This is a genomic window from Bacillus sp. JJ1562, assembly GCF_036962705.1.
Classification (GTDB): domain Bacteria; phylum Bacillota; class Bacilli; order Bacillales; family Bacillaceae_L; genus Ferdinandcohnia.
On record NZ_JBALOQ010000022.1, the window covers coordinates 104,793 to 130,552 of the forward strand.

Here is a 25,760-nt window from a genome sequence, read left to right on the forward strand (position 1 = left end):
TTATTCAGTCGGGGTTTAACCCCTGACTGAATAAAGTTAAAATAGGTTTCCGTTTTCGTCGAAGTCGAAGTCGTAAAGATCTGATGCCTGTTCGATATTTGGGTGTTGCTTAATGTAATCTAATAGTGCTTCGGAAACTTCAATTTCACTCACATGCAATGTATCTTTGATACGAACCATTTTTACCTTTGTGAAGTCCAAAATATTACATGTTTTGATAGCTGCTTGAATTGCTTCTTTATCATTTGGAAGTGTTGTTGCAATTTTTGTCGGTGCAACCACTGTTGAAGTCAATCCATTTGCATATGTGAACTCAAGGTCCATTTTGTCAACAAGTCGTTGTGTTGTGAAATCAGCTGTTCCTACACCATTCGCATTACCTTCTGTTTCTGGAGTTAGGTTCAACACAATCATTTTGTTCACATCAGGACCGCCATGTGCGTATGGAGTTGGATAACGACCCGTAATATTTGGATCCATTCCGTCTCCACTAATGTTTTTACCTATTTGATCAATGACAAGAACATCGATTTGATCAAAGAACAGCTTTGGAAGTAATTGCTTTGCTTGTGCTTGAAGTTCAGGTTCCTTCTCAATAATTTCATTCGTTAGCATGACTTCAATTCTTGCAACCCTATCAAATGCATTTTCTACAGTAGCAACACCAAAAAGAAATGGTGTTTTTTCCATAATCATTTTCGCCATTGCAGGAACATTTTCTGCCATGTATTTAAAGCCTAACTGATGGCAAGCTTCTGCTCCTTTTTGCTTTCCAAGGCCAATGCTGATCATTTTTTGGATTCCACTTTCAACTGGACCACGGAAAGCTGTATGTGGTTTTACACGATTGATTACAACAATTCCGTCAGCTTTAGAAGCATATTTATCAATGTAAACAGGTAAGCCATTTGGTAGTTCGCCTAGCTTAATAACTTCCATTGAAGAACGTATTTCACAGCCAACACTTTCTTCTGTTACACCAAGATGCTTTAAAACATCACGCTGACCTTCACCAGTTGCACCACCATGGCTGCCCATACTAGGTACGATAAAAGGCTTGCCGCCCATATCTTTAATGAATTGAACAGTTGTTTTCGTAATGTCAACTAAAGCGTCAATGCCACGACTACCTACAGCAATGGCAATTTCCATGCCTGGTTTAATGGTTTGTTTCACTTCTTCTCGAAGTAATTTATTTATTAAATCTTCTTCAATATTTTCAACTTTAGTATCATCAAAATGCTGTTTAACTTTGAGCATTTTTGGAACAGGAATATCCTTTAATAACTCTTGGAGAATACCCATGATAAGACTCCCTTCTATTAAAACTAACATCTAAAAACAGTTTACGCATTTTTTACGGCGATGTCTCTTTTTTTGCACTAAAACAATGGAAGCCCAAATTATGTAGGTGTAATCCCTTACATCGAACAATGAGTTTTTTACAAATAAAAGCCGGGGTTTCAATGTTGAAACCCCAACAATGATTTTCCCCGCATTAACTGGCAGTAAGATCCCCATTTCTAGACTTCAGGAAAAAACCAAAGAAGTATAACTGCGGGAATCAACTGCCAGTAAAAGCCCGATTGGTTCAACTAACATTCAGTGGGGGATGAATCCCCCTACTGAATGAAGTTTCACTTTATTCCATCCAGTTTGTATGGAAAGTTCCTTCTTTATCAACGCGTTGGTAAGTGTGTGCACCGAAATAGTCACGTTGTGCTTGAAGAAGGTTTGCAGGTAATGTTTCAGTACGGTAGCTATCATAGTATGCAATTGCACTTGCGAAACTTGGAACAGGAATTCCGTTTTCAACTGCAAGCGAAATTACTTTACGTAATGATGATTGATACCCTTCTGCAATTTCCTTGAAGTATGGGTCTAATAATAGGTTTGCTAATTCTTGGTCACGGTCATATGCCTCTTTGATGTTTTGTAAGAATTTTGCACGAATGATACAACCGCCACGGAAAATCATAGCGATCTCGCCGTAGTTTAAATTCCAGTCGTATTCATTTGATGCTGCACGCATTTGAGCAAAACCTTGTGCATATGAAATAATTTTACTTAAGTAAAGTGCTTTACGTACTGATTCGATAAGTTCTTGTTTGTCTCCATTAAATTCTTGTACTGACGGACCAGAAAGAACTTTACTTGCTTTAACACGCTCGTCTTTCATAGCTGAGATGAAACGTGAGAATACAGATTCAGTAATGATTGGAAGTGGAACACCTAAATCAAGTGCATTTTGGCTAGTCCATTTACCAGTTCCTTTTTGACCTGCTGTGTCAAGGATTACATCAACAAGTGGCTTTCCTGTTTCTTCATCTTTCTTAGTGAAAATATCTGCAGTGATTTCGATTAAGTAGCTATCTAGTTCACCTTTGTTCCATTCAGCAAATACTTCATGAAGTTCGTCAGTGCTTAAGCCTAGAACGTTCTTTAAGATGAAATATGCTTCACAGATTAATTGCATGTCTCCATACTCAATACCGTTGTGTACCATTTTTACATAGTGACCGGCACCATTTGGTCCGATATATGTACAACATGGGTCACCTGATACTTTTGCAGAGATTGATTTTAGAATTGGTTCAACAAGCTCGTATGCTTCTTTTTGTCCACCCGGCATAATTGAAGGACCAGTTAATGCTCCCTCTTCACCACCAGAAACTCCAGTTCCGATAAAGTGAATTCCAGTTGATTCTAATTCTTTGTTACGACGAATTGTATCTTGGAAGAATGTATTTCCACCATCAATTAGAATATCATTTTCTTCAAGATATGGCTTTAAAGAATCAATAGTTGCATCTGTTGCTGCTCCAGCTTTAACCATTAATAAGATCTTACGTGGTTTTTCTAAGGAATTAACAAACTCCTCAATCGTTTTTGCGCCAACAAAGTTTTTGCCAGCCGCTTCATTTTTAAGGAAATCTTCAGTTTTTTCATATGAACGGTTAAAAACAGCAACAGAATTCCCTCTGCTCTCTATATTTAACGCTAAGTTTTTACCCATTACTGCTAAACCAACTACACCTATTTGTTGCTTAGACATTTAAAATCAAACCTTTCTACTTATGTAATAAAGATAGAAAACAAATCATGATGTTATTTTGTGTATCTTTTAAAGTGATTATAACAATATATTTTAAAAGATGAAGTCTTAACGAAATAATTAATTTGTTTCCTAAACTAACTATTTATATTATAGAAGATTATCCTCTTTAAATCAATTCGTCAACTGTTGAAATTTGTAGAATCTATTAAGATTTTAAACTATTATTACTAAAATTCTCATAAAAACTACGAAATTTATTAATTGATTATCTTGAAAATAGTGTTACAATGAGTAATAATTTAAATTTTCAATTTTGTTTTACTTTTTAAATGGAGGTTGTTTTAATGGCAGATTTACGTAGTAACATGATTAAATCAGGTATCGATCGAGCTCCGCATAGAAGTTTGCTTCGTGCATCCGGAGTGAAGGATGAAGATTTTAACAAACCATTTATAGCAGTTGTCAACTCATATATTGATATTGTTCCAGGACATGTTCATTTACAAGAGTTTGGAAAAATCGTAAAGGAAGCCATTCGTGAAGCTGGCGGCGTTCCATTTGAAATGAACACAATTGGTGTTGATGATGGAATTGCAATGGGTCATATCGGAATGAGATATTCCCTTCCGAGCCGTGAAATCATTGCTGACTCAGTTGAAACAGTCGTGGCTGCACACTGGTTTGATGGAATGGTGTGTATTCCAAACTGTGACAAAATCACTCCAGGAATGATGATGGCTGCAATGCGTCTAAACATCCCTACTATCTTTGTTAGTGGTGGTCCGATGAAAGCTGGTCGTGATGCGGCAGGAAACCCACTTAACCTAAACTCGGTATTTGAGGGTGTAGGTGCCTATCAATCTGGTAAAATTGATGAAGCTAGGTTAACAGAAATTGAACAATTTGCTTGTCCAACATGTGGCTCTTGTTCTGGTATGTTTACAGCTAACTCAATGAACTGTTTAGCAGAAGGACTTGGTCTTGCTCTTCCAGGTAACGGTACAATCCTAGCCGTAGCAGAGGAAAGAAAAGAATTTGTTAAAGAATCTGCAAAACAATTAATGTATTTAATTGAAAAGGATATTAAACCACGTGATATCGTGACAGTAGATACAATTGATAATGCATTTGCTTTAGATATGGCAATGGGTGGCTCAACAAATACTGTTCTTCATACTCTAGCATTAGCGAATGAAGCCGAAATTGATTATTCATTAGAACGTATTAATGAAATAGCAGCTCGTGTCCCACACTTAGCAAAAATTGCCCCTGCTTCTGATCATCATATTGAAGATGTTCACAATGCTGGAGGTGTAAGTGCAATCATTAATGAATTGCTTAAAAAGCCAGGTGCTATTAATGGAGATTGTTTGACTGTAACAGGTAAAACTTTACGTGAAACTGTAGCAGGCTGTGAAATTACGGATCATGATGTGATTCGCCCACTAGAGAATCCACATTCTGAAACAGGTGGATTAGCGATTTTATTTGGTAACTTAGCTCCTGAGGGTGCTGTCGTTAAAGTTGGTGCGGTTGACCCAGAGGTTGGCGGATACCACAGAGGCCCTGCCGTTTGCTTTGATTCTCAAGAGGATGCGCTATCTGCTATTATTGTTGGTAAGGTTAAAGAAGGAGATGTAGTGGTAATTCGCTATGAAGGCCCTAAAGGTGGCCCAGGTATGCCTGAAATGCTTGCACCAACATCCCAGATCGTAGGACGTGGTCTTGGTGCCAAAGTTGGCTTAATTACTGATGGACGTTTCTCCGGTGCATCAAGAGGTATCTCTATCGGACATATCTCCCCGGAAGCTGCTGAAGGTGGTCCAATTGCATTCGTTCATGATGGAGACATCATTGAGCTTGATTTAAATAATCGTTCAATTACATTAGAAATTTCTGATGAAGAATTTGAAAGACGTAAAGCTGAATGGAAAGGCTTTGAACCAAAAGTGAAAAAAGGCTACCTAGCCCGCTATTCAAAGCTCGTAACAAATGCAAGTACTGGTGGAGTTATGAAAATTTAATACACCCCTAGCAAAACAGCCTGGTTCAACTGAATCAGGCTGTTTTTTCAATTACGAGAATTGTCTTGTAAAGAACTTGTTGATAAAATTAATGAAAAGTGGAGGCTCTTGCAGCTTTAAATGGAGTGAAAAAAATGAGTACAGATAAAAAACTATTAGGGGAAAAACGGAGAGAATCGATTATCAAATGGTTGAAGGAAAGCCCTACTCCGATTATTGGTGAGGAACTTTCAAAACGAGCAAATGTGAGCCGCCAAGTAATCGTTCAAGATATCTCGTTATTAAAGGCGAAAAATGAACCGATTGTTGCTACTAGCCAGGGTTATATTTATTTTCAGGAAGAACCAAACCGAGATCACATTTCAAGAATTATTGCTGTGAAGCACACATCTGAGCAAACTGCTGAGGAACTCAACATATTAGTTGATCATGGTGTGACCGTTCGGGATGTAATTGTCGAGCATCCAGTATATGGAGAAATTGCAGGATCATTAATGATTAAAAATCGGTTTGAAGTGAAACGATTTGTAGAAAAATTATCTGAAACCAATGCCTCCCTCCTGTCCTTATTGACGAATGGAGTGCACTTACATACGATTGAAGCCGATTCCGTTGAAAAACTAGATGCAGCCTGTGAAGCATTACGTGAAGTGAATATTTTATTAAGTGAACAGTAAGATTAGAAAAGCAACAGCCTCGTTGGACTGTTGCTTTTTTGTGATCATGAAATATATTCGGCTATTAGCCATAAATGTATTTTATTGGCCGTATTTCTTGAGTATTAACCATAAAACTTTGCTATTGGCTATATTTTTTAAATATTAGCCGCAAACTAAAAATGTACCATGTTTTTATACCATAATTTTACAAATATCATTTGTAAATTCAACTGGGTCTTGAATAGGCAGACCTTCGATAAGAAGTGCTTGGTTGTACAATAAATGAGTGTACAAATCAAGCTTAGTTTTATCGTGTTCAAACGCATTTTTTAATGATAGGAAGACTTCATGATGTACGTTAATCTCTAATACTTTATCAGCCTTAACATTTTGATTGTCAGGCATTGCATTCAAAATTTTCTCCATTTCGATAGAGATGTCTCCATCAGTTGATAAACAAACTGGATGTGTTTTTAGACGTTTTGAAATTCTCACATCGGTTACCTTGCCTGCTAATGCATCTTTCATGTACTCAAATAGCTCTTTGTTTTCGGTTTGTTCCTCTTCTGTTATTTTGTCGCTTTCATTTGGTTCGAAGCCTAAATCACTGCTAGAAATGGATTTAAATTCTTTTTCCTTGTACTTCATAAGCATTTTAATCGCGAATTCATCAATATCCTCTGTGAAATAAAGGATTTCATAACCTTTATCAGCAACTAATTCAGTTTGTGGTAGTTTATCGATACGCTCAATAGAATCACCAGTTGCATAGTAAATGTATTTTTGATCCTCTGCCATTCTTGATACATATTCATCTAATGTAACCAGCTTTTTCTCTTTGGAAGAATAGAAAAGCAACAAATCTTGAAGAGTATCTTTATTACTTCCATAATCACTGTACACACCAAATTTCAATTGGCGCCCAAAGCTATTATAGAATTTTTCATATTTATCGCGTTCATTTTTTAACATGCTATGCAAATCGCTTTTGATTTTCTTATTGATGTTTTTCGCTATGAGCTTTAATTGACGGTCCTGCTGAAGCATTTCTCGTGAAATATTAAGCGATAAATCCTCAGAATCTACCAATCCTTTTACAAAGCTGAAATAATCAGGAAGCAGGTCAGCACATTTGTTCATTATTAGAACACCGTTAGAGTAAAGCTCTAGCCCTTTTTCATATTCCTTTGAATAATAATCAAATGGAATATTTTCAGGAATGTACAAAATTGCATTGTAGCGAATTGTACCGTCCACATTGATATGAACATGCTTTAGTGGTTTATCAAACCCATAATGCTTTTCATTATAGAATTTTTCATAATCTTCATCAGTAAGTTCGCTTTTGTTCTTTCTCCAAATTGGAACCATGCTGTTAATGATCTGTTCTTCTGCAACCTGCTCGTATTCAGATTCGCTTCCCTCTTTAAGTTTACTTGTTGTTACATCCATCTTAATTGGATAGCGGATGAAATCGGAATATTTTTTAATGATTGATTTTAAGCGATGTTCCTCTAAAAATTCTTCATAAGATTCGTCTTCAGTATTTTCTTTGATTTTTAATATGATTTCAGTTCCAACTGTATCTTTTTCAACTGTTTCAAGGGTATATCCATCTGCACCTTTTGATTCCCATTTGTAAGCATCTTCATTGCCGAGTGCTTTACTAATAACGATTACCACATCAGCAACCATAAAAGCGGCATAAAATCCGACACCGAATTGTCCAATGATATCATGGCCGTCTTTGATTTCTGTTTCCTTTTTAAAAGCTAACGAACCACTTTTTGCGATTGTGCCAAGGTTCGTTTCAAGCTCTTCCTTTGTCATTCCAATACCAGTATCAGCAATGGTTAAGGTTCTGTTCTCTTTGTCAGCAGTAATTTTGATGAAATAACTGTCCTTATTAAATTGATACCGGTCATCAGTTAACGCCTTGTAATAAATCTTATCAATTGCATCGCTCGAATTTGAGATTAGCTCTCGTAGAAATACTTCGCGCTGCGAATAAATCGAGTTGATCATCATTTCTAATAACCTTTTAGACTCTGCTTTAAATTGTTTTTTTGCCATGGCTAGTTCCCCTTTCCAATAAAAACTATGACTATTTTTTTGTTTTGATTAGCACTTGCAATCCTGGAGTGCTAATGCCCAATTTTTTAATAACATATATTTTTTTCTCTGTCAATCAAGACGATATTAATTGTTTAAAAATGTAGCGATTTTCTTTTTGTTTTTTTGAAACGACTCGGCTCCGAGCTTGACTAGAAAATCGATATATTCAGGGGCGTCAAATGGAACCTCCTGACCGAGGTCTTCATTAATTCGAAAATAGTTATTACCAAGTAAATGCTGGCAATGATAGGTTACAGATTCTGATGATAGATGCAGAGCAAGATCTAATAATTTTGGTGTCATTTTCATCGATGGTAGATTGAAGGGCAACCATTGATTTACGCCCCATTTTTTTTTCGTTTCTATTGAAAAATCAATTTTTTGCAGACCAGTCCCAATCGACATAATATGAATGTCAGTTAAGTCCTTTTTAAAATGGTTCTGAGCCTCAGTGATGCATACGAGTGACGGATTATTTGCCCAAAGTCCCCCGTCTATCGCTAAATAGTGATTATTAATATTATTTGGTGGGAAAAAGACCGGTGCCGAGCATGAAGACAGAACGACATCCCAGAGCTTAATGGAATGATCGTCCTGTTCGGCATTTCCATAATTCGTTCGATGGACAAATGGTTTTCCATGGGTAATATCCACAGTTGGAATGAGCAATGGCTTTTTTATTTCAAACAAAGATATTTCACCAAATGCTTCTTGGATATAGTGGCGTAAATAACGATCACTGTACACGCTTTTCAGGAAGCCGACCTTCGCTTGTCTCGTAAAAATTTTTTCACCGTATTTAATATAGCTTTCTTGTACGTCTTCCATATTTAATTTGAGAGTTGCTGAAGCAGCAATAATCGAACCGGTACTCGTTCCTGAAATCATATCAAACATTTCGGAGATGGGTTGATTATATTCTTTTTCTATCGCATGTAAAATGGCAACCGCAAAGACTCCGCGAATTCCGCCCCCATCAATGCAAAGGATTTTCATATATTTCACCTTTTAAAGAGTTTTCCTATTAGTATTCCCTTTGGGGTACGGAGGTATAAGCAAAAAAAGATGCCCTAAAAAGGCATCTTACGCTTGCTCCATTGTAGAAATGATTTCTTCCGGAGTTGGGAACCTTCCGATTTCTTTCTTAGAGAAGACCTTTTCTCCATTAACGGTTACTTCAAACACTCCACCCGATGACGGCATAAGTTCGAAGCTTGAAATCTTTTGTTTAAAATGAGTCAATAGTTTTTCCGCTAGACCTGCGGCTTTTGGTGCGTAGTTTCACTGCATGCAAAATTCGATAGATACCTTATACATCCTAAATACCTCCTATTTATTTTTCCATACCCGATTCCCTTCTTCTCGTCTTGTGAATTGGTGATGATCCAGTAATTCTAAGAAAGGAATGAGATATTTACGAGAAAGCGATAGAATTTCTTTTGCCTCTGATAAACTAAAACTCTCATCTGTATGCGCTGTTAACTTTTCAACAGCTTTGTCAAAAGCGTTTTTGTAAATCAATGTTTCCTCATTAAGCAAAAGTGCTTGATTCGTTTTTAATAGATACGACTTAAGTTCGTTTGCTGCTTGATTAGAAAGTTTACTCTGTTTTATATAATCTACCCATTTATTAGGTTGGACGCCGTCATTAATTAGTGACAAAGCAACTATTTCCATTGGCCCTTTAGGAAGGCTGGGGTTAAAACTTGATAGCGATAAATATTGCTCTTCTTTCTTCAATCCATTGGTTTGTAACAATTCATTTATACAGTGCTCGGTTAAATTTTTGTTCTGACCAAGCGCTTGAAGAAGTTCGGCTTTACTCATACCTATTCGCAAAGGAAACTCAACGTGATATTCCTTTAACTTATTTAAGATAGCTTCATTAAGTTTAGAAATCGTTCTTTTTAAACTATACACATGTTCAGAGATTTCGATGTACTCACCTGATTTAAGACCGGTGGATACAATCTCGTCTACTTCTTCCTCTTGCAAAGAGGAGAGCTGGGATAGTTGAAGTTTTGATAAATGTTGATTTTTTAATAGCAAGTCATCCAAAATTTCTGAAGGTGAACTTTCCAATTGTTTTTTGAGCATAGTAATAGTTTCTTCACCAAAACGATATTTCTGTGCTTGAGGTTGAATAATCCATCCGCCACCAAGGGTTTCAACTGGAGTCGGTCTCCGTAAAATAAATCGATCTCCGCGACGAACAACGATTTCTTCATTAAGCCGTATTTGGCAAAGGATTTCTTCAACTGATTCTTTGACTTCATTTCGGTCAAAAAAGACAATTTTACCGTAAGCTTCTGTCGTGCCAACATGTATCTTGACTGGTGAACGTTGTTTAAGTGGGATTGATAGTGTCGAAACAAGCTGCAGAGCGATGTCAATCGTGTTCGTTACTTGGAGGTTTTCTGAATCGACAAGTACATCACCACGTATTATCTCATCCTTTGTAACTCCGGTAATGTTTAGAGCAACTCGTTGTCCCGCTTGTGCTCTTTCTATTTCCTGATTATGTACCTGGATTTGCCGAATTTTTATCATTTTCTCTGATGGCAAAAGTGTTAATTGACTGTCCCTTGTCACAACACCTTCAAAAATAGTCCCTCTTACAACAGTTCCATGTCCCTGAACCGTAAAGGCTTGGTCAATCGGCAAACGAAATGAGCCGTTGCTATTTCTTTGTTCAAGGCCATCGATCTCCTTTTGTATCGCTTGCTTTAGTTCCGGAATCCCTTTTTCTGAGATACTATCAACATATAGTATTGGTGCATAGCTATAATCTGTTTCTGCCAGTAATTCTTTTATTTCTTCGACAGCGAGTTCGAGTAACTCCTCTTCCACTCTTCCAATTTTCGAAACCACAATCATACATTTTTTAATCCCTAAAAATTTCAAAATTTGGAGGTGTTCCTTCGTTTGTGGCATGACACCTTCATCTCCAGCAATTACGAGTATCACAAGGTCAATTCCGGCAACACCAGCTATCATTTGTCTAATGAAACGTTCATGTCCTGGTACATCAACTATAGATACATGGATTCCGTTATCTAGTTTAAGGGGTGCATAGCCAGGTTCGATCGAGATATGGCGTTCTTTTTCTTCTTTTAATCGGTCAGTATCAATGCCTGTTAAAGCCTTTGTGAGGGTTGTTTTCCCATGGTCTATATGACCAGCCATTCCAATCGTATAAAATGAATCTCCCATTAACTGCTTCCTCCCCTTTATTTAACCGTCTTTTCTCTCTTCTACTTTACTAACAAGCACGTGAATAATTCAAGTTTGAGGATTCTAATTTGCCTAAAAAAGAGATTCCTGTTTATAATGAGAGGTAGTCTATTTTGGGGTTGGTTGGGTGACTGGTGTCCCCCTGGGTCTTCAAAACCCTGAGGGAGGCGCGTGTCGTCTCCGGTGGGTTCGATTCCCACACAGTCCCGCCAAGTACTTATATATCAATACTTTAAGGAATTTCTTCTCATTAATATCACTATCTTGGTGCCTTTATGGTGCCGAACCTTATTCTTAGTCAAACAATTCATCAAATTCGATGTCAACATTAAGGGTGTTATCTACGGCATTCAAGCCGCAGCAAATCAAATGAAAAAAAAGGAAATGGTGGGAAAATTATTAACTCTTGTTCTATTGCAGGACAAGAGGGTTATGAGTTTATAACAGCTAATTCCGTATCTTCGATTTATACATATATTCTTTCATAGTTGGGAACTTTATTTGTATCTATAAAGTTAGGAGAATTTTTTATGAACAATAAAGTATTTAAACTAATCAATCAGTTTTCCGGACGTTGTTCTCCAATTGATTTGCTGATGATATTGATTTCAAATAAGATTCGTTATGTGTTTCTTTTTGTGTTGATTTTCATATGGTTTAGAAATGATTCTTACAAAAAAGTATCTTGTAATGCGGTAAAATCTATGGGGATTACATTGTTAATTCATACTTTAATAAAGTTGTTCTACTTTAAACCACGTCCTTTTGTAAAACATCGTGTCGGCATACTTATTCCTTCAAAAATGGATTCTTCATTTCCAAGTAAACATACTTTGCTAGTATTTGCTATATCTACTTCTATCTTTCTTTATGATCGTGTCCTCGGTTCAATCATGTGGGTGTTATCCTTATTGACTGGCTTCTCCCGTATTTGGGTAGGACATCATTATCCGTCTGATATTATCGGAAGTGCCTTTATCGCCACTATGACCAGCACCATATTAGATAAAATCTCTCGCATATGTAGCATTAGAATAAAGTTTGATCTTTGATCAAATTTATTCTATAAACACGCTCTTATTCTATTTTATTGAATCATTCTTTTATTAAAAATGCTTGATCATTTCTGTGATAATTCCTCCATTACAGCATCCTATAACTGACTGCCCCATCAATGTGCTCGAATAAAATCGTATATCAATTTACTTAATTTTGTAGCAGACTTTGTGGGAATTTGATGTTTTTCGTCAATAAATTTTAATTGATTATTTGGTAATTTTTCATGTAATACCTTGGCGTATTTATGAAATGATTTATCTTTTGTACCATAAACGAGTAAAATTGGCTGGTTAATACTGTTTAACTGATTGGTGCACTTATAGTTTAGGCTATAAGTATAATACTGCTCAATATTTCTTGCATCACCTTTTAGTGATTCTCTATACATATGCTTAAAAATTTCTTTTGTATTTGAATTCCCCCATGTAATGGCTAGCCCCAACAAGCCGATAATTCTTGGTTTCGAAAGCAAACTTGCTAAAGAAATTCTTTTCTCTAGATACCAATCACTAACCTCAGACATTCCGCTAATGACTATGCCTCCAAATGCCCTATCAGAGTAAGACTGTAAAAATTCAAATACAATTGAACCCCCGGTCGAATAACCGCAAAGGAAAGCTTTATCGATGCCTAGATAATCCAATAGGTTTTTGATATCTTTAACAATTAACGAATAAGTAATGGGTTGAACTGAATACTGACTTCTTCCGTGACCTCGAATATCAAAGGTGATTACTCTAAAATTTTTAGATAATTCATCTACTTGATATTCGAAATTTGCGCTAGTGAGTAAAGGAGGGTGAATAAAAACAATCGAAGGTCCCTCTCCTTTAACCTTATAAAAAAGGCTGATACTGCTCAAATCTAACAATGGCATGATGTTAAACACCTCATTAGTCAAAGTAGTTATGAATATACTTTATCCATTATTTTGACGGAAATACACTATTATTGCCTTGAAATAGTGGTTACTTTGTCGATAGCTTTTTGTAACTTTTTGCTATTTAACCGATGTGAAAAAATGTTGGTATAACTAATTGCGGGGAACACATTGTTTATTCCCTATATATACCAAAATAATGTAAATAAGACAAAAAAACTGGGCGGCATAAGGAATCTTCCTTTCCACCCAGTTTTTTTATTGTAGTTCCATTTTTAAGTCAGATGCTTTTGTCCATCCAATTACTTTTAAACCATGATAGATTGCCAAAGTTATAATAATTGGTAAGATAATCCCAACAGCGATATAAATTGATAATACGATAGCACCCTGTTCAGCTAAAATATTGATAGGTGCGATTAATGAATTAAGACCTAGACCAGCTAATTGATATGGAACTTGAAAATCAAAAATCAATGTTGCAATTGGCGCACAAATGACCGCAGCGATAAACGGCGGAATGGCAAGCCGTGGATTTTTGACTAAATTCGGAAATTGTACCTTAGGAGTAATTAAGGATTGTGCAATGTTAGCCCCCGCATCATTTTGTTTAAATGACATTGCGGTGAATCCAGCAAATTGAACTGTACATCCAATTAAAGCAGCTGCACTTGAAACCGGATCAAGCTGTAATGCAATCGCAATTGCGGCTGAAGACGCTGGCGACATTAGAAAAATACTCCAAACAAGTGATATAACCATAGGTCCAATAATAGGAGAACCAGCAACAGATGCAGCTATTTGTGCACTTAACCATTCTAATAACGGAGTGGTTATCATTGATAAAAATACACCCGCGATGCCTCCTACAAAAATAGCAGCAAAAGGTATTGCCATCATATCAAGTTTCGTTTTTCCTGCAACACGCTTACCTACCCAAGTAGCAATAACTGCAGCCATAACTGCACTTAATGGTTGTCCTGTTACTAATGTAACTCCATTTTCGGTAAGTTGAACTGCGCTTGCTCCTATCGTTGCACAGGCCATTGCACTGAAAATGACTAGTGTATTCCCTCCAAGCTGGTACGCGATGCCTGCTCCAAGAGCTGGGGCTAACATGAGCTGTGCGGAAACTCCAATTATAGTAAAGCCATCCCAACCAGTAAAAGTTCCGAGTGATTCCATAAGGAGACCAATCCCAAGTGTAACTAATACTGCATTTGCAAGTCCTTGTGAAGCTTTATACATTCGATCAATCAAATATTTTTTCGTTGCTTGTTTCATTGTGTAATCCCCCTGATGCGGTAGTTTTTCGAATCTATGTTTTTTTTGAATTTTGTCCCTTTCGATTAATTGGTATCATAATATAATTGTTTTCAGATAATGTCAACAATTACATTTATTCAAAATCTTTAATAACGCTTACATTAATAGTGTTTATCGAATAATTGAACTCAACCTTCTTTAAAAAAGATTAATTGGAGTGTTATTTGAATATAGCTTTTAGCTTTATTAAAGTAGGATTAAAATAATATAAAAATCGAATAAATTTCTAATACTAATTTTATTATGATAAAATAAGTTTTGGAAATTAGGTGCTTTGATAGTGCCAAATACAAAGAATGGAAGGAGTGACGTTGATGTCTAAGAAGGAAGAAATCATTAAATTGACCTCCCTTTCAACAAAAGCTGGCTGAGGATGCAAAATCGGTCCTGAGGACCTGACGCAGGTTCTGCGTCATTTACCAAAAGCTACACCAGATCCAAATTTATTAGTTGGTCTTGATACTCCTGATGATGCAGGAGTATATAAAATTAATGATGAACTTGCACTTGTACAAACGCTGGACTTTTTCACGCCGATTGTGGACGACCCTTATATGTTTGGACAGATTGCCGCTGCTAATGCATTAAGTGATGTCTATGCAATGGGAGGAAAACCGATTACGGTCATGAATATAGTCGCCTTCCCTATTAATACATTGGATAAAAGTATTTTAGCGGACATTCTAGCAGGAGCTGCTGAAAAAGTAAGAGAATCGGGAGCTTCTTTAGTTGGTGGTCACTCTATCGATGATAAAGAACCGAAATTCGGTTTATCTGTAACGGGTACAGTCCATCCAAATCGAATTCGTGCAAATGCTGGTGCAAAGCCGGGTGACCGACTTATTTTAACAAAGCCTATCGGAGTTGGGATTTTAACCACAGCGATAAAAAGAGATCTGTTAGAGCAAGAAGATATTGAAAAAGTAACTGAGGTCATGGCAACTTTGAATAAAAAAGCTGCAGAGGTGATGGATCACTTTAATGTCCACGCATGCACAGATGTAACTGGATTCGGCCTACTTGGGCATGCAATGGAAATGGCTGAAGGAAGCAATGTAGGGATGACCATTCAGTTTGAAAATGTCCCTATCTTACAAAGAACAAAAGAGCTTGCAGAACAAAAGGTAGTTCCTGGTGGAACAAAGAAAAATCATGCTTGGCTATCTGATCGAGTCGAATATAGTTCGAGACTCGATGAACTTGATCAACTTATTTTATGTGATGCAATTACGTCTGGTGGACTACTATTATCCGTTCCAGAAGCTGAAGCCGAAAAAATGCTGCTCGAACTACGCGAAAATAATGTAGAGGCTAGTATGATCGGTGAAGTAACAAACGAAAATCCTGGTAATATTAAGGTAGTTTAAAGGGCTCAAATTGAGTCCTTTTTAGGTTGATGGGAATACTAAATTAAAAAAATTCGAGGTGTCTATTTTGAAAAAGAAAACTCTTTACGTTCTTTTCTTAGTAATAACATTAGTTCTTAGTGCATGTGGTTCAAATGCTAGTGATGAAAACAAAAAAGATAACGAAGAACCTTTTACAATTGGGGTTATTCCTGTCCAAACTGTTGGTGAAATGGAGACAGCCATGGATAAGCTTCAATCCATTTTAACGAAAGAATTAAACCGTGAAGTATCAGTTGAAGTGTATCCTGATTATAACGGTGTTGTTGAAGCGATGAATTATAACAAAATTGATATGGCTTATTTTGGTCCATTAACCTATGTTGTTGCTCATGATAAAAGTGGTGCAAAAGCGATAATTACTCAATTAATTGACGGTGAGCCATTCTATCATTCTTATATCATCACTCACAAAGATAGTCCACTAAATTCAATTGAAGATTTAGTAGCAAATTCTAAGGAATTTGATTTTGCATTTGGTGATATTAATTCAACATCCGGCTCCCTCATTCCTTCAATAGAACTTAAGGATCGAGGAGTATTTGAATCTGAGGATGAGCATCAATTTAAATCTGTCCGATTCACAGGTTCCCATGATGCAACTGCTTTGGCTGTACAAAATCAACTAGTCGATGCTGGTGCCATTGATAGTGCTATTTATAATCAGCTTGTTGAGTCAAAAAAAATTGATGGTTCTTTATTCAAAACAATCTGGGAATCAGAAAAATTATTCCAATATCCATGGGCAGTTCATAAGGATACAGACGATGAAACCATTCAAAAACTAAAAAGTGCTTTCCTAGCTATCGATGATGAAGAAATCCTCGCTGCATTTGGAGCGAGTGGATTTACAGAAGCAACAGATGCGGATTATGAAAGTATTCGACAAGCTGCGATTAAACAAGGAATAATTAATGAATAGAGCTGATCTACATGTGGTTTAAACGAACTACTTTACTATCTGTAGTTCTATTAGTGATTGCGATTTTTGTTAGTATGAGGTTAACCGAATTTGACCTTTCAAAATTTCGTGATTTTCGAAATATGATTGATTTTCTATCACAATGGTTTCCGATGGATTTTTCAGCCTTACCCCGGATGTTAAGGGATAGTGCAGAGACACTTGCGATGGCGTTTTTAGGAAGTGTTTTTGGTCTTATTATTGCTTTGCCGATTAGCTTTCTCGCAGCAAAAAATACGTCTCCATCTGCAATAGTTTTTAATATTACAAGAATCTTGATGAGTTTTGTTCGCTCCATTCCAGAAATTGTGTTCGGATTAATTTTACTAACAGCGTTAGGTCTTGGTCCCTTCCCTGCCGTCCTAGCTATCATGTTTCATAATATTGGTGTGCTTGGAAAATTAATTTCAGAACTTATTGAGTCGGCAGAACCTGGTCCGCACGAAGCGATGAGAGCAGTTGGTTCAAAAAATTGGTTTGCATCCCTTTTTAGCATTCTTCCACAAATTTGGCCGAATGTATTGTCCCAATTTTTTTACCGCTTTGAGGTTGCGATTCGTACCTCTCTTATTCTTGGTTTTATTGGTGGAGGCGGAATTGGACAACGTCTATTTAATGATTTTAAAACTTTTCAATATTCCTCTGTTTCGTTGGACGTGTTCTTAATCATGCTTATTGTTATTATTGTGGATTCGTTTGGAAGCTATGTTCGGAATAAAGTTATTTAAGTAGGAGCGTAAGAAATGATTACATTAACGGATGTCTCAGTCTACTATCCGAATACAGAAAGGCCTGCTCTATCCTCTGTAAATCTCAGATTTGATGAGGGCGAATTTGTCTGCGTACTTGGTAAAAGCGGCGCAGGGAAATCAACACTGATTCGGTGTATGAATGGTCTCCAACTGCCGACAAGTGGTGAAGTATTTTGGGATGGTGAACCATTTACAATTAAGAATAAGGAACAACTGCGCCTAATACGGAGAGAAATCGGAATGATTTTTCAACACTTTAACCTTATCCCTCGCTTAACAGTTTTGCAAAATTCATTAACAGGCATGTTCGGCTATCGTAGTTCTGTGAAAAATTTGCTTGGGATATTTTCTAAGGAAGAAATCGAAAATGCAAAACGGATTTTGGGAGTTGTTGGTCTTTCCGAATATGAAAATCGTCGAATTGAATATTTAAGTGGTGGCCAGAAACAGCGGGTTGGAATCGCTCGTGCTTTACTACAGAAGCCACGTGTTTTTCTTGGAGATGAGCCGGTTGCTAGCTTAGATCCGGGAACGGCTAATCTTATTTTTTCATTGCTTAAGGAATTACATGATCGTCATAGCCTCTTATCCATAATGAATCTTCACGATGTTGAACTTGCTAAACGGTTTGCAACGAGACTGATTGCATTAAAGAATGGCGAACTCATTTTTGACGGAAAACCGGATGATTTTACACAGGAAATGTTTGACCAGACTTATAATTCATGAAAATAAACCTTTGAATGAAGTAATTGTTTTCTTTTTCGTGAATTGTTATACTTCTTGTATATTAATTGAAAAGAAGGTACATACTTTGTCTAAAACGAAATTACAATATTGGCTTATTCAAATCCTGTTAATTTTAACGATTATCTTTGTTTCAACGAAAATTACATTTTTATTTGAACCAATTGGTGTGTTTTTCTCAACAATCTTCTTCCCGATTTTGATTACCGGTTTTCTTTATTTTCTATTAAATCCGGTCGTCAAATTTCTTTATCGCCATAAAGTTCCGAGAAGTCTAGGGATATTAATTATTTATATTGTATTCTTTGGACTGATTGTATTAGCAGGCGTGAATTTAGTTCCTGTTATCTCTAATCAATTCACTGCTCTTGGAAATGCATTACCAGGGTATGCAAATCAAGCGATGGATTTTTTCGAGGAGTTCTCAAAATCCTCGGAATTCAAGTGGATTCAGACTGAACAGCAAGAATTATTAAATACAATAGAGGAGAAACTAATTGCTTTTGCGAATACTCTCCCGAATCGGATTACTGGTGGTATTACGCATTTTATTGGGATAATTACTAGTATTGCAATCATTCTTGTAACTGTGCCATTTCTCTTGTTCTACATGTTCAAGGATGGCGACCGGTTACCGCATGCTATTGCAAGGTTTTTCCCATCAGCTTACAGGGACGAAGCGCTTACGATTTTAAAAGAAACTGGTGACACACTTTCCGCCTATATTCAAGGGCAGGTTACCGTCGCATTAGCGGTTGGAACCTTATCCTTTATCGGGTACTTGATTATAGATTTACCATTTGCGCTTGTTATGGCATTGATTGTCGCGGTTACTAATATCATTCCCTACGTTGGACCACTTTTAGGTGGAGCCCCAGCCGTAATTGTTGCACTATTTGACTCCCCTATGAAGGCGTTATTAGTTGTAGTAGTGATTGTAATTGCACAGCAAATTGAAGGGAATGTTCTCTCCCCTCTAATTCTTGGGAAGACACTTGATACACATCCTGCTACGATTATCATACTCTTGCTTGCAGCAGGTAATCTGGCCGGAGTGCTGGGGATGATTCTAGCAATCCCAACCTATGCTGTTATCAAAACGATAGTAATCAACATCGTGAAATTCCTAAAAGCAAAGAAAAAGGCCGAACTAACGGCAGATATATAACGGAACACAATTAATCAAAAAGGCTTAAATCTTTAAGCCTTTTTTTACATTCTATTGAGCTAACTTACCCTCACTATTGTCATCCCATTTACCTTAAGTTTAAAAATATTAATTTGATTAAACCTAAGAACCTTCAAATATAACCAAATTTGATACAAAGACAGCCATAATTTGAAATAGACAAACATGGAAAATAGTATATAAAGTCTTTTCATATCTTATTGAATTTGCCAACTAATATAAAGGACTCCCTCTTAGGAAGTCCACTGGATGTGCAATACCCCTTCGCTTAAAAGATGATTTTACTTAATTCTAATCTCTTATTTTGGAGTTTTGTTTGTATCTTCCCCCGACTTATTATCCATCGCGCCACCAGCTACAGGACCAGCATTAGAACCAAATGGATCAAGAGCAGAAGCAATGGTATCACCAGTTTCGATTGCATAACGAGTATCATTATCCTCAGGTTTACGTTTATTCTTATCAATCATCTATTTCACTCCCTCGTTTTTTTTAGGGAAGTGCTTTTATTTTAGCAGCACTGTCCTGTAACATATTTTGTCCATTTTAGATAAATTTACGAGGAAGGATTAGTGGGCGGTATCTGTTAATATTTTTGCTTTAAATAAGAAAAAGGCGACCTTCTTATCGAAGAATCGCACGATGTTGTCTAAAGTGCAAAATTTCTACTCTTTGTATTAGAATCTTTAACAAAATGTTAAAGAAAATCGCCGAAATTTTATTACTAGTAATCCTCTTAATCCTCTTTTTATAGTGATTCCGTAGCGGCTAGATCATCTTCATCAAATTTTTTCGGAACACTTTCATCTAATTATCCAGCATTCTCAACATCACCAGAATCGTAGCCTCCGACTTCAGCATCGGATGTTGTGCCATAAAGACCCGTTCTGCCTCAGTTTCTAAAATTGGGATTAGTGCCGTTCCATATTTCTGTTTTGTACATATGTTGTGATTACGAAAAGAACGGGAAAGAAAGTTCTATACAGGGAAAATGATACATACGGAGCTGATTTTGCTCTATCCATTGTATGTGTATACTTTTTATCATCGTAGGAGCAGTTTATTTTTAAAAGACTCCATTAACGACTGGAGGTGTATTTCATGATCAACGTTTTATTTGTGTGTCTAGGGAATATATGCCGTTCACCGATGGCTGAAGCTTTTTTTCGTTACTTAGTCAAAAAGGAAAATTTGACACACAAAATCGAAGTTGATTCCGCTGCAACAAGTCCATTGCAAATCGGATTTCCTCCGCATGAAGGAACTCTTGATATTCTAAAGAAATACAATATCTCTTCCGATGGGCTTATTGGACGCCAGCTAAAGAAAGAAGACTTTTGGAAGTTCGATTATATTATTGGGATGGACGAAAGCAACATAAAAAATATCTTCAAGAAAACCGGCAAGCATAACCATCCTAAGATCATTAGGTTACTCGACCTGACCAAATACAAGATAGATGTCCCCGATCCATTTTACACAGGTGATTTTGATGAAACCTATCGTCTAGTTTCTGCTGGGTGCAGGGCTTTACTCAATAAAATACGCAGCGAACAAAACTTATAACAACAAGACATCTAAAACCATTACCTAGTTCAAAAAGCACACGTTTTTGTAAAAAACAACGTGTGCTTAAATATGTTATTAGATTTCTCCCAAGAAATAAATCCGTTAAACTTATCTTGTTGCAAGCCCCACCTCTTTAGCAATAAGTTCATATGATTTAAGTCGGTCCTCAGGTGAGTGTGTGATTGTGACAATCATAATTTCATCGGCTTGGTATGCCTCTTTAAGTTCTTGGAGTCTATCCTTCACATTTTTTGGATTTCCAATGATTACTTTTTGTTTCATTTTTTCAAAGCCCTCATGGTATTCCTTTGCTTCTGAAATGGACGGAACTCCTTTCTTCCCTTCCCGCTTTTCTCTTTGCTTACCCCACACATAAGAACTTAACGCAATGTCTTCAGCTTTCTCGTTAGTTGCAGCACAAATGGCAGAAACAGTAACAATCACTTGTGGCATATCACCTTCATTTCGTGGTGTAAAGTTATTAATATAATCCTTGACGATTTCATCACCATCATTGTCGCTCATGAACAGTCCGAATGTATATGCTAACCCTTTTTCAGCAGCAAGTATGGCACTCTTTTTGCTCGTTCCTAATAGCCAAGGAACTGGCTGTATTGGAGGAATTGGAGCTGCCTTTAAGTTAGCAAATTCATGGTCATTAGGAAAATCATTATGTAAAAAATGAAGCAGTAGATCAATCAATTCTGGCATCTTCCAAACCTGCTGTAAAAAATTATCAGATAGCGCATTGGTAGCCTCCGCAGAACCACCGGGTGCCCTACCGATTCCGATGTCTATTCGATTTGGAAATAAGGTGGCAAGCATATTATAGACCTCAGCTATCTTATAAGGTTTATAGTGAGGTAACAGGACAGCACCCGAACCAATTCGTATTGAATTTGTTTGTGCTCCAATGTACCCTAGCATTACCTCAGGTGCCGGACAAGCAAGACCAGGTAAGTCATGATGTTCAGCAATCCAATATCTTGTGTAGCCCAATAGTTCTCCTGCTTGCGCTAGTTTCATTGATTCAAACAATGCTTCCTGGGGTGTTTGATTTGCTGAAATAGGAGCTTGATCTAAAATGCTTAATTTCATCTTGAACTCCCTCCTATTCTCTTAATTCACGAAGAGTTAGTGTGAAGTCTCCAACTTGATCTTTTTCATAAAGATTCGTAATAGAGGTTGAGTATTCCTGAATCATAACTTTACAAGCAAGGTTTCGCTCTGGGACCTTTAATTCAAAATCCCCTTTATATAAAAGAGTTGTTATTTCATGGTATTCTTTACTTGCCACTTTAAAATCGACTTTCACTAACAAAAAATTATTTATATTATCTTCTTGATAATTAGAAACTTCCAATTTGTAATCATTTAAGTATATTGCAGTAATCAATGGTCAGCTCTCCTTTTTGGTATTTCGAATTTCCATCGCAATGAATAGTCCATTATAAAATTCTTTTTTGTTTAGTATTGTTAATCCATATTGCTTTATTAGTTGTTCTGTTTCACGATTTAAACAACATCCATCACATACTTTTTTCCAAGCTGGTGTAAGCCAATCTTGTAGTCTCGATAAAAAAGGATTTCTCATTTTCACATGTTCAAACATCAGAATTGTTCCATTCGGATTACAAACCCTTTTCATTTCTTGCAAGGCCATTTCTGGTTCTGGTATTGTACAAAATACAAGAGTGGCCACTACGGTGTCATATGTATTATTCGCAATAGGTAATTTTTCTGCACCCGCTCGGATAATTTCAATCGGAACAGTAGCTTGTGCTTTGTTTTCTATTGCTCTGTCCGACATATATGGATTAGGTTCGATCGCCGTAACACTTTGAACATCTCGGTAAAGTGGAAAATTAATACCTGTTCCTGAACCTAATTCGAGAACTTGCCCCGTGGCTTTTGTTAGTAAATGAGTTCGAATTGAGATGAATTTTCTTCTTTCAAGTGGTTTCATGAAAAAATCGTATAGGGTTGGAAATATCGTACTCATTTTTTTCAGCTCCATTATCCTTCGATACGTTAATTATATAATAGTCTTTACAAGGATTTCGAATAATTGGTATGTGATTGGAACATCAAAGGCTAAAATTGGGTAAGATAAAATGAAGTAGAACTAAGGAGTTGTATGTATTGAGATTCCAATGGAGTTTGATTTTAGGACTTATATTTGCACTGATTATCGCGATATTTGCGGTTGTGAACGTGGATTCTGTAAGAGTTAATTTTGTATTTGGCTACACAGAGATTCCGCTTATTTTAATCATTTTGGGTTCAGCATTACTTGGTGGTCTGATCGTGGGTATGTTTGGTATTCTCCGTCAATATAAGCAACAAAGACAGATCAAAAAGCTAGAGAAAGAAATTGAACAACTTAATGCAGCCAAGATTCAGGAAAAACCAATAGAGAAAACAGCAGTTGAAACAAGTGAAAAATAAGGAAAGGCGTGGTACCTTTCCTTTATTAAGTTATTTTACTGGTATCTCATCCGCCGGCTCCAATAACCCCATTTCTAAACACCTATCGAGCAATAAGGCTTTCCTCTCTTTTTGAAATTGGATTTCGATTTTTTCTCCTGTGACCGAAACAATTGTTCCGTGTCCGAAAACACGATGCTTTACGACCATGCCCTCCAGAATCTCATCCGCAATTCTAATTGCATTTGGATTATAAGTGACAACCGATTTTTCTCGTACTATCTTTTTCTTTGATTCTGACGGCTGCACCCTAACCGGAGGTGAAATGATGTTCTTTACATTTGCCACAAATCGGGATTGGGCAACATCTTTACCATTTTGTTTTTTATAGGACAAAAGTTCAAGCTCCTGTTCAGCACGTGTCATCCCAACATAAAATAGGCGGACAGCTTCTTCCATGAGACCTCGCTCGCCCTCTTTATATTTATTAATCTCATCATGTGAAGGAATCACTCCTTCAATTAGATCAATCATATAAACCTTTTTAAACTCAAGTCCTTTTGAACTGTGAAATGTGGAAAGCGTGATGGCATCTTTATTTTTATTTAATTTTGAGACTTTCAAGAGATTTTCTAGATGCTTTAATCTACCTGCAAATTGTTCCATCGTTTCAAGTGTATCTGCAATTTCCTCAAGCGTTTGAAGCACGCTAAAGAGATAATCCGTTTTAAATCCGAGCTTCTTGCTCATTTCCTTAAGAGTTTTATCATAGCTAAGCTCATTTCTAATAATCTTAATCGCCTTATGTGGCTTGACTCCTTTCATTTGTTGAAAGTTTTTCTGACATGCTTGTATTTGTTTTATTTGGTAGTCCTTTAAGCTTTTATTTTGTAAAAGCCGTTCAAATATCGACTCAGTTGGATTCTTTTTCGCTAGTTCGAACAATTGTTCTCTCGATAGATAAAACCCACATTTCGTATAAATTTGTTCGAAAATATCGACCCGTTTATCTGTAAAGGTCATTCTCATAAAATTCAATATGTCTTTAACGACCCAATGTGAGAAAAAGCGATTATCAGAATCTTTTATATAAAAAGGGATTTGATTCCGATCAAGCTCATTAATTAGCATGATAGATGATGAGTTGTTCCGGTATAGCACTGCGACATCTTTCTTCTTTTCTACCAGGTCAATTTCTTGTACAAGATATTTAGCTTGTATTCGATAATCCTCAAATTGTCTAATTTCAATTGGGTTAATATTGGGGTTTTCGGTGAACATATTTTTGTAGTAGCGGTCTTTATTACGCTTAATGAAGCTGTTGGCAACGTGGACGATATCCTTTGACGAACGATAGTTCTGCTCCATTTTTAGGATAACAGCTTCTGGGTATACATTTGTAAAATCTAACAAGTACTTCGGCTCCGCTCCCCGCCAAGAATAAATCGATTGATCATCATCTGCCACGACATATAGATTTTGATGAGGCTTTACTAGCTTCTCAATCATTTCATGTTGAACGAGCGATGTATCCTGGCTTTCATCTGTAAGGACATAATCATAGCGGGTTTGATATTTTCGTAAAATCATATCATCGTTTTTAAATGCATCATTCGCAATAGTTAGCATATCGTCATAATCCAATAAGAGATTACTTGGATTTGAGTTCTTTATTTTTTCATATTCTTCAACAATAGCTTCGACAAATGGAATGTCACAATCAATACTTCCCCATTCATCCCGTGGCAGAAGCTTATTCTTGATAAAACTAATATAGGTTGTTAGTTCTTCAAGCTGCTCTTCCGTGATATTCTCACCATTCATCGATTTAAATAATTTCCGCAAAAGCAGCTTTTTATTAGGACCACCATCTTGATTCCCTTCAATTAATTGGTAGGAAACTTTTCGTTTATAAAAATAATCCCGTACTACTTGAAATGCAAGACTATGAATGGTTGAAAAGTCTACAGAATTTACGGGGTGATCTGGAAAGAAACGAGCAAATCTTTCTTTCATATCGGCTGCCGATGCTCGACTAAAGGTTACAGCCTTTATGCGGGTAGGTTCTACCCCCACTACTTCGACTAAATAACCAATTCGCATAATAGTTGTTGTCGTTTTACCCGAGCCAGGTGACGCTAAAAGGAGTAAAGGTCCCTTTGTGTGAAGAACGGCCTTTTTCTGAACGTCATTAAGCTGTACACCAAGCTGCTGTTTCTTCCGATAAAAAAAGCTTTCCCCTTTATTCATGTTAGCCCACCTCCTTTTTGCTTAAAAGTCCATTATAAATTCTATCATTTTTATAGCCATGGGTGTTGAAATCCATATTAATAACAAAGACATAAAACAAGGTA

General features: G+C 36.6%; 23 protein-coding genes and 1 tRNA gene. 11 read left to right on the forward strand and 13 right to left on the reverse strand.

Annotated elements, in window-relative coordinates:
* Positions 1-36: 36 nt before the first annotated feature.
* On the reverse strand, positions 37-1,305 hold the full coding sequence (locus V7097_RS14690; RefSeq protein WP_335704378.1) for a lactate racemase domain-containing protein: 1,269 nt from the start codon (positions 1,303-1,305) through the stop codon (positions 37-39).
* Positions 1,306-1,642: 337 nt separating this feature from the next.
* Positions 1,643-3,055: an NADP-dependent phosphogluconate dehydrogenase gene (gene gndA, locus V7097_RS14695; protein WP_335704379.1), complete on the reverse strand. Its 1,413-nt coding sequence runs from the start codon at positions 3,053-3,055 to the stop codon at positions 1,643-1,645.
* A 347-nt stretch (positions 3,056-3,402) separates the two neighbouring features.
* Between gndA and ilvD the strand changes: the two genes are divergently transcribed.
* Positions 3,403-5,082 carry a dihydroxy-acid dehydratase gene (ilvD, locus tag V7097_RS14700; protein WP_335704380.1) on the forward strand — a complete coding sequence of 560 codons (1,680 nt, stop codon included), beginning with the start codon at positions 3,403-3,405 and terminating at the stop codon, positions 5,080-5,082.
* Positions 5,083-5,216: 134 nt separating this feature from the next.
* Positions 5,217-5,759 carry a transcription repressor NadR gene (locus V7097_RS14705; RefSeq protein ID WP_335704381.1) on the forward strand — a complete coding sequence of 181 codons (543 nt, stop codon included), beginning with the start codon at positions 5,217-5,219 and terminating at the stop codon, positions 5,757-5,759.
* A gap of 174 nt (positions 5,760-5,933) precedes the next feature.
* Here the strand turns inward: V7097_RS14705 and htpG are convergent, their stop codons facing one another.
* The 4 genes from htpG to selB form a co-directional block, all read right to left on the reverse strand.
* Positions 5,934-7,814, reverse strand: a complete 1,881-nt coding sequence (gene htpG / locus V7097_RS14710) for a molecular chaperone HtpG (protein ID WP_335704382.1) — start codon at positions 7,812-7,814, stop codon at positions 5,934-5,936.
* Between the two features lie 126 nt (positions 7,815-7,940).
* Positions 7,941-8,852 (reverse strand): CBASS cGAMP-activated phospholipase, encoded by a 912-nt coding sequence (locus V7097_RS14715; RefSeq protein ID WP_335704383.1) that lies wholly within the window; start codon positions 8,850-8,852, stop codon positions 7,941-7,943.
* Positions 8,853-8,939: 87 nt separating this feature from the next.
* Positions 8,940-9,173, reverse strand: a complete 234-nt coding sequence (locus V7097_RS14720; protein WP_335704384.1) for a SelT/SelW/SelH family (seleno)protein — start codon at positions 9,171-9,173, stop codon at positions 8,940-8,942.
* A 12-nt stretch (positions 9,174-9,185) separates the two neighbouring features.
* Positions 9,186-11,069, reverse strand: coding sequence for a selenocysteine-specific translation elongation factor (gene selB / locus V7097_RS14725; RefSeq protein ID WP_335704385.1), 1,884 nt, complete (start codon positions 11,067-11,069; stop codon positions 9,186-9,188).
* 136 nt (positions 11,070-11,205) lie between these two features.
* Here selB and V7097_RS14730 point away from each other — a divergent pair.
* Positions 11,206-11,302: transfer RNA gene (locus V7097_RS14730), tRNA-Sec, on the forward strand.
* A gap of 318 nt (positions 11,303-11,620) precedes the next feature.
* Positions 11,621-12,142: an undecaprenyl-diphosphatase gene (locus tag V7097_RS14735; protein ID WP_335704386.1), complete on the forward strand. Its 522-nt coding sequence runs from the start codon at positions 11,621-11,623 to the stop codon at positions 12,140-12,142.
* A gap of 119 nt (positions 12,143-12,261) precedes the next feature.
* Here the strand turns inward: V7097_RS14735 and V7097_RS14740 are convergent, their stop codons facing one another.
* A complete protein-coding gene (locus V7097_RS14740; RefSeq protein ID WP_335704387.1) occupies positions 12,262-13,026 on the reverse strand; it encodes an alpha/beta fold hydrolase in 765 nt (254 codons plus the stop codon).
* A 261-nt stretch (positions 13,027-13,287) separates the two neighbouring features.
* Positions 13,288-14,313: a PTS transporter subunit IIC gene (locus V7097_RS14745; protein WP_335704388.1), complete on the reverse strand. Its 1,026-nt coding sequence runs from the start codon at positions 14,311-14,313 to the stop codon at positions 13,288-13,290.
* Between the two features lie 356 nt (positions 14,314-14,669).
* Here V7097_RS14745 and selD point away from each other — a divergent pair, with 356 nt between their 5' ends.
* From selD to V7097_RS14770, 5 genes are all read left to right on the forward strand, one after another.
* Positions 14,670-15,722 (forward strand): selenide, water dikinase SelD, encoded by a 1,053-nt coding sequence (gene selD / locus V7097_RS14750; protein ID WP_335704389.1) that lies wholly within the window; start codon positions 14,670-14,672, stop codon positions 15,720-15,722.
* Between the two features lie 67 nt (positions 15,723-15,789).
* Complete coding sequence (phnD, locus tag V7097_RS14755; protein WP_335704390.1) at positions 15,790-16,683, forward strand: phosphate/phosphite/phosphonate ABC transporter substrate-binding protein; 894 nt, start codon at positions 15,790-15,792, stop codon at positions 16,681-16,683.
* Positions 16,684-16,694: 11 nt separating this feature from the next.
* Entirely contained in the window at positions 16,695-17,450 is a 756-nt protein-coding gene (gene phnE, locus V7097_RS14760) for a phosphonate ABC transporter, permease protein PhnE (protein WP_335704391.1), read from the forward strand.
* 15 nt (positions 17,451-17,465) lie between these two features.
* On the forward strand, positions 17,466-18,203 hold the full coding sequence (gene phnC, locus V7097_RS14765; protein WP_335704392.1) for a phosphonate ABC transporter ATP-binding protein: 738 nt from the start codon (positions 17,466-17,468) through the stop codon (positions 18,201-18,203).
* Between the two features lie 85 nt (positions 18,204-18,288).
* On the forward strand, positions 18,289-19,389 hold the full coding sequence (locus V7097_RS14770) for an AI-2E family transporter (protein WP_335704393.1): 1,101 nt from the start codon (positions 18,289-18,291) through the stop codon (positions 19,387-19,389).
* 320 nt (positions 19,390-19,709) lie between these two features.
* On the opposite strand, the gene V7097_RS14775 is transcribed toward V7097_RS14770, so the two are convergent.
* Entirely contained in the window at positions 19,710-19,880 is a 171-nt protein-coding gene (locus V7097_RS14775; RefSeq protein WP_335704394.1) for a hypothetical protein, read from the reverse strand.
* Positions 19,881-20,511: 631 nt separating this feature from the next.
* On the opposite strand from V7097_RS14775, the gene V7097_RS14780 reads away from it, so the two are divergent.
* Entirely contained in the window at positions 20,512-20,976 is a 465-nt protein-coding gene (locus tag V7097_RS14780; RefSeq protein WP_335704395.1) for a low molecular weight protein-tyrosine-phosphatase, read from the forward strand.
* 111 nt (positions 20,977-21,087) lie between these two features.
* Here the strand turns inward: V7097_RS14780 and V7097_RS14785 are convergent, their stop codons facing one another.
* The 3 genes from V7097_RS14785 to V7097_RS14795 are packed head-to-tail and all read right to left on the reverse strand — an operon-like array spanning position 21,088 to position 22,981.
* The gene (locus tag V7097_RS14785) at positions 21,088-22,077 is read right to left on the reverse strand and encodes an LLM class flavin-dependent oxidoreductase (RefSeq protein WP_335704396.1); all 990 of its coding nucleotides are present in this window, start codon (positions 22,075-22,077) and stop codon (positions 21,088-21,090) included.
* Positions 22,078-22,090: 13 nt separating this feature from the next.
* Positions 22,091-22,375 carry a DUF3219 family protein gene (locus V7097_RS14790; RefSeq protein ID WP_335704397.1) on the reverse strand — a complete coding sequence of 95 codons (285 nt, stop codon included), beginning with the start codon at positions 22,373-22,375 and terminating at the stop codon, positions 22,091-22,093.
* 3 nt (positions 22,376-22,378) lie between these two features.
* On the reverse strand, positions 22,379-22,981 hold the full coding sequence (locus V7097_RS14795; RefSeq protein ID WP_335704398.1) for a class I SAM-dependent methyltransferase: 603 nt from the start codon (positions 22,979-22,981) through the stop codon (positions 22,379-22,381).
* A gap of 140 nt (positions 22,982-23,121) precedes the next feature.
* On the opposite strand from V7097_RS14795, the gene V7097_RS14800 reads away from it, so the two are divergent.
* A complete protein-coding gene (locus tag V7097_RS14800; protein WP_335704399.1) occupies positions 23,122-23,427 on the forward strand; it encodes a LapA family protein in 306 nt (101 codons plus the stop codon).
* Between the two features lie 30 nt (positions 23,428-23,457).
* Here the strand turns inward: V7097_RS14800 and V7097_RS14805 are convergent, their stop codons facing one another.
* Positions 23,458-25,656 carry an ATP-dependent helicase gene (locus V7097_RS14805; RefSeq protein ID WP_335704400.1) on the reverse strand — a complete coding sequence of 733 codons (2,199 nt, stop codon included), beginning with the start codon at positions 25,654-25,656 and terminating at the stop codon, positions 23,458-23,460.
* Positions 25,657-25,760 lie beyond the last annotated feature (104 nt).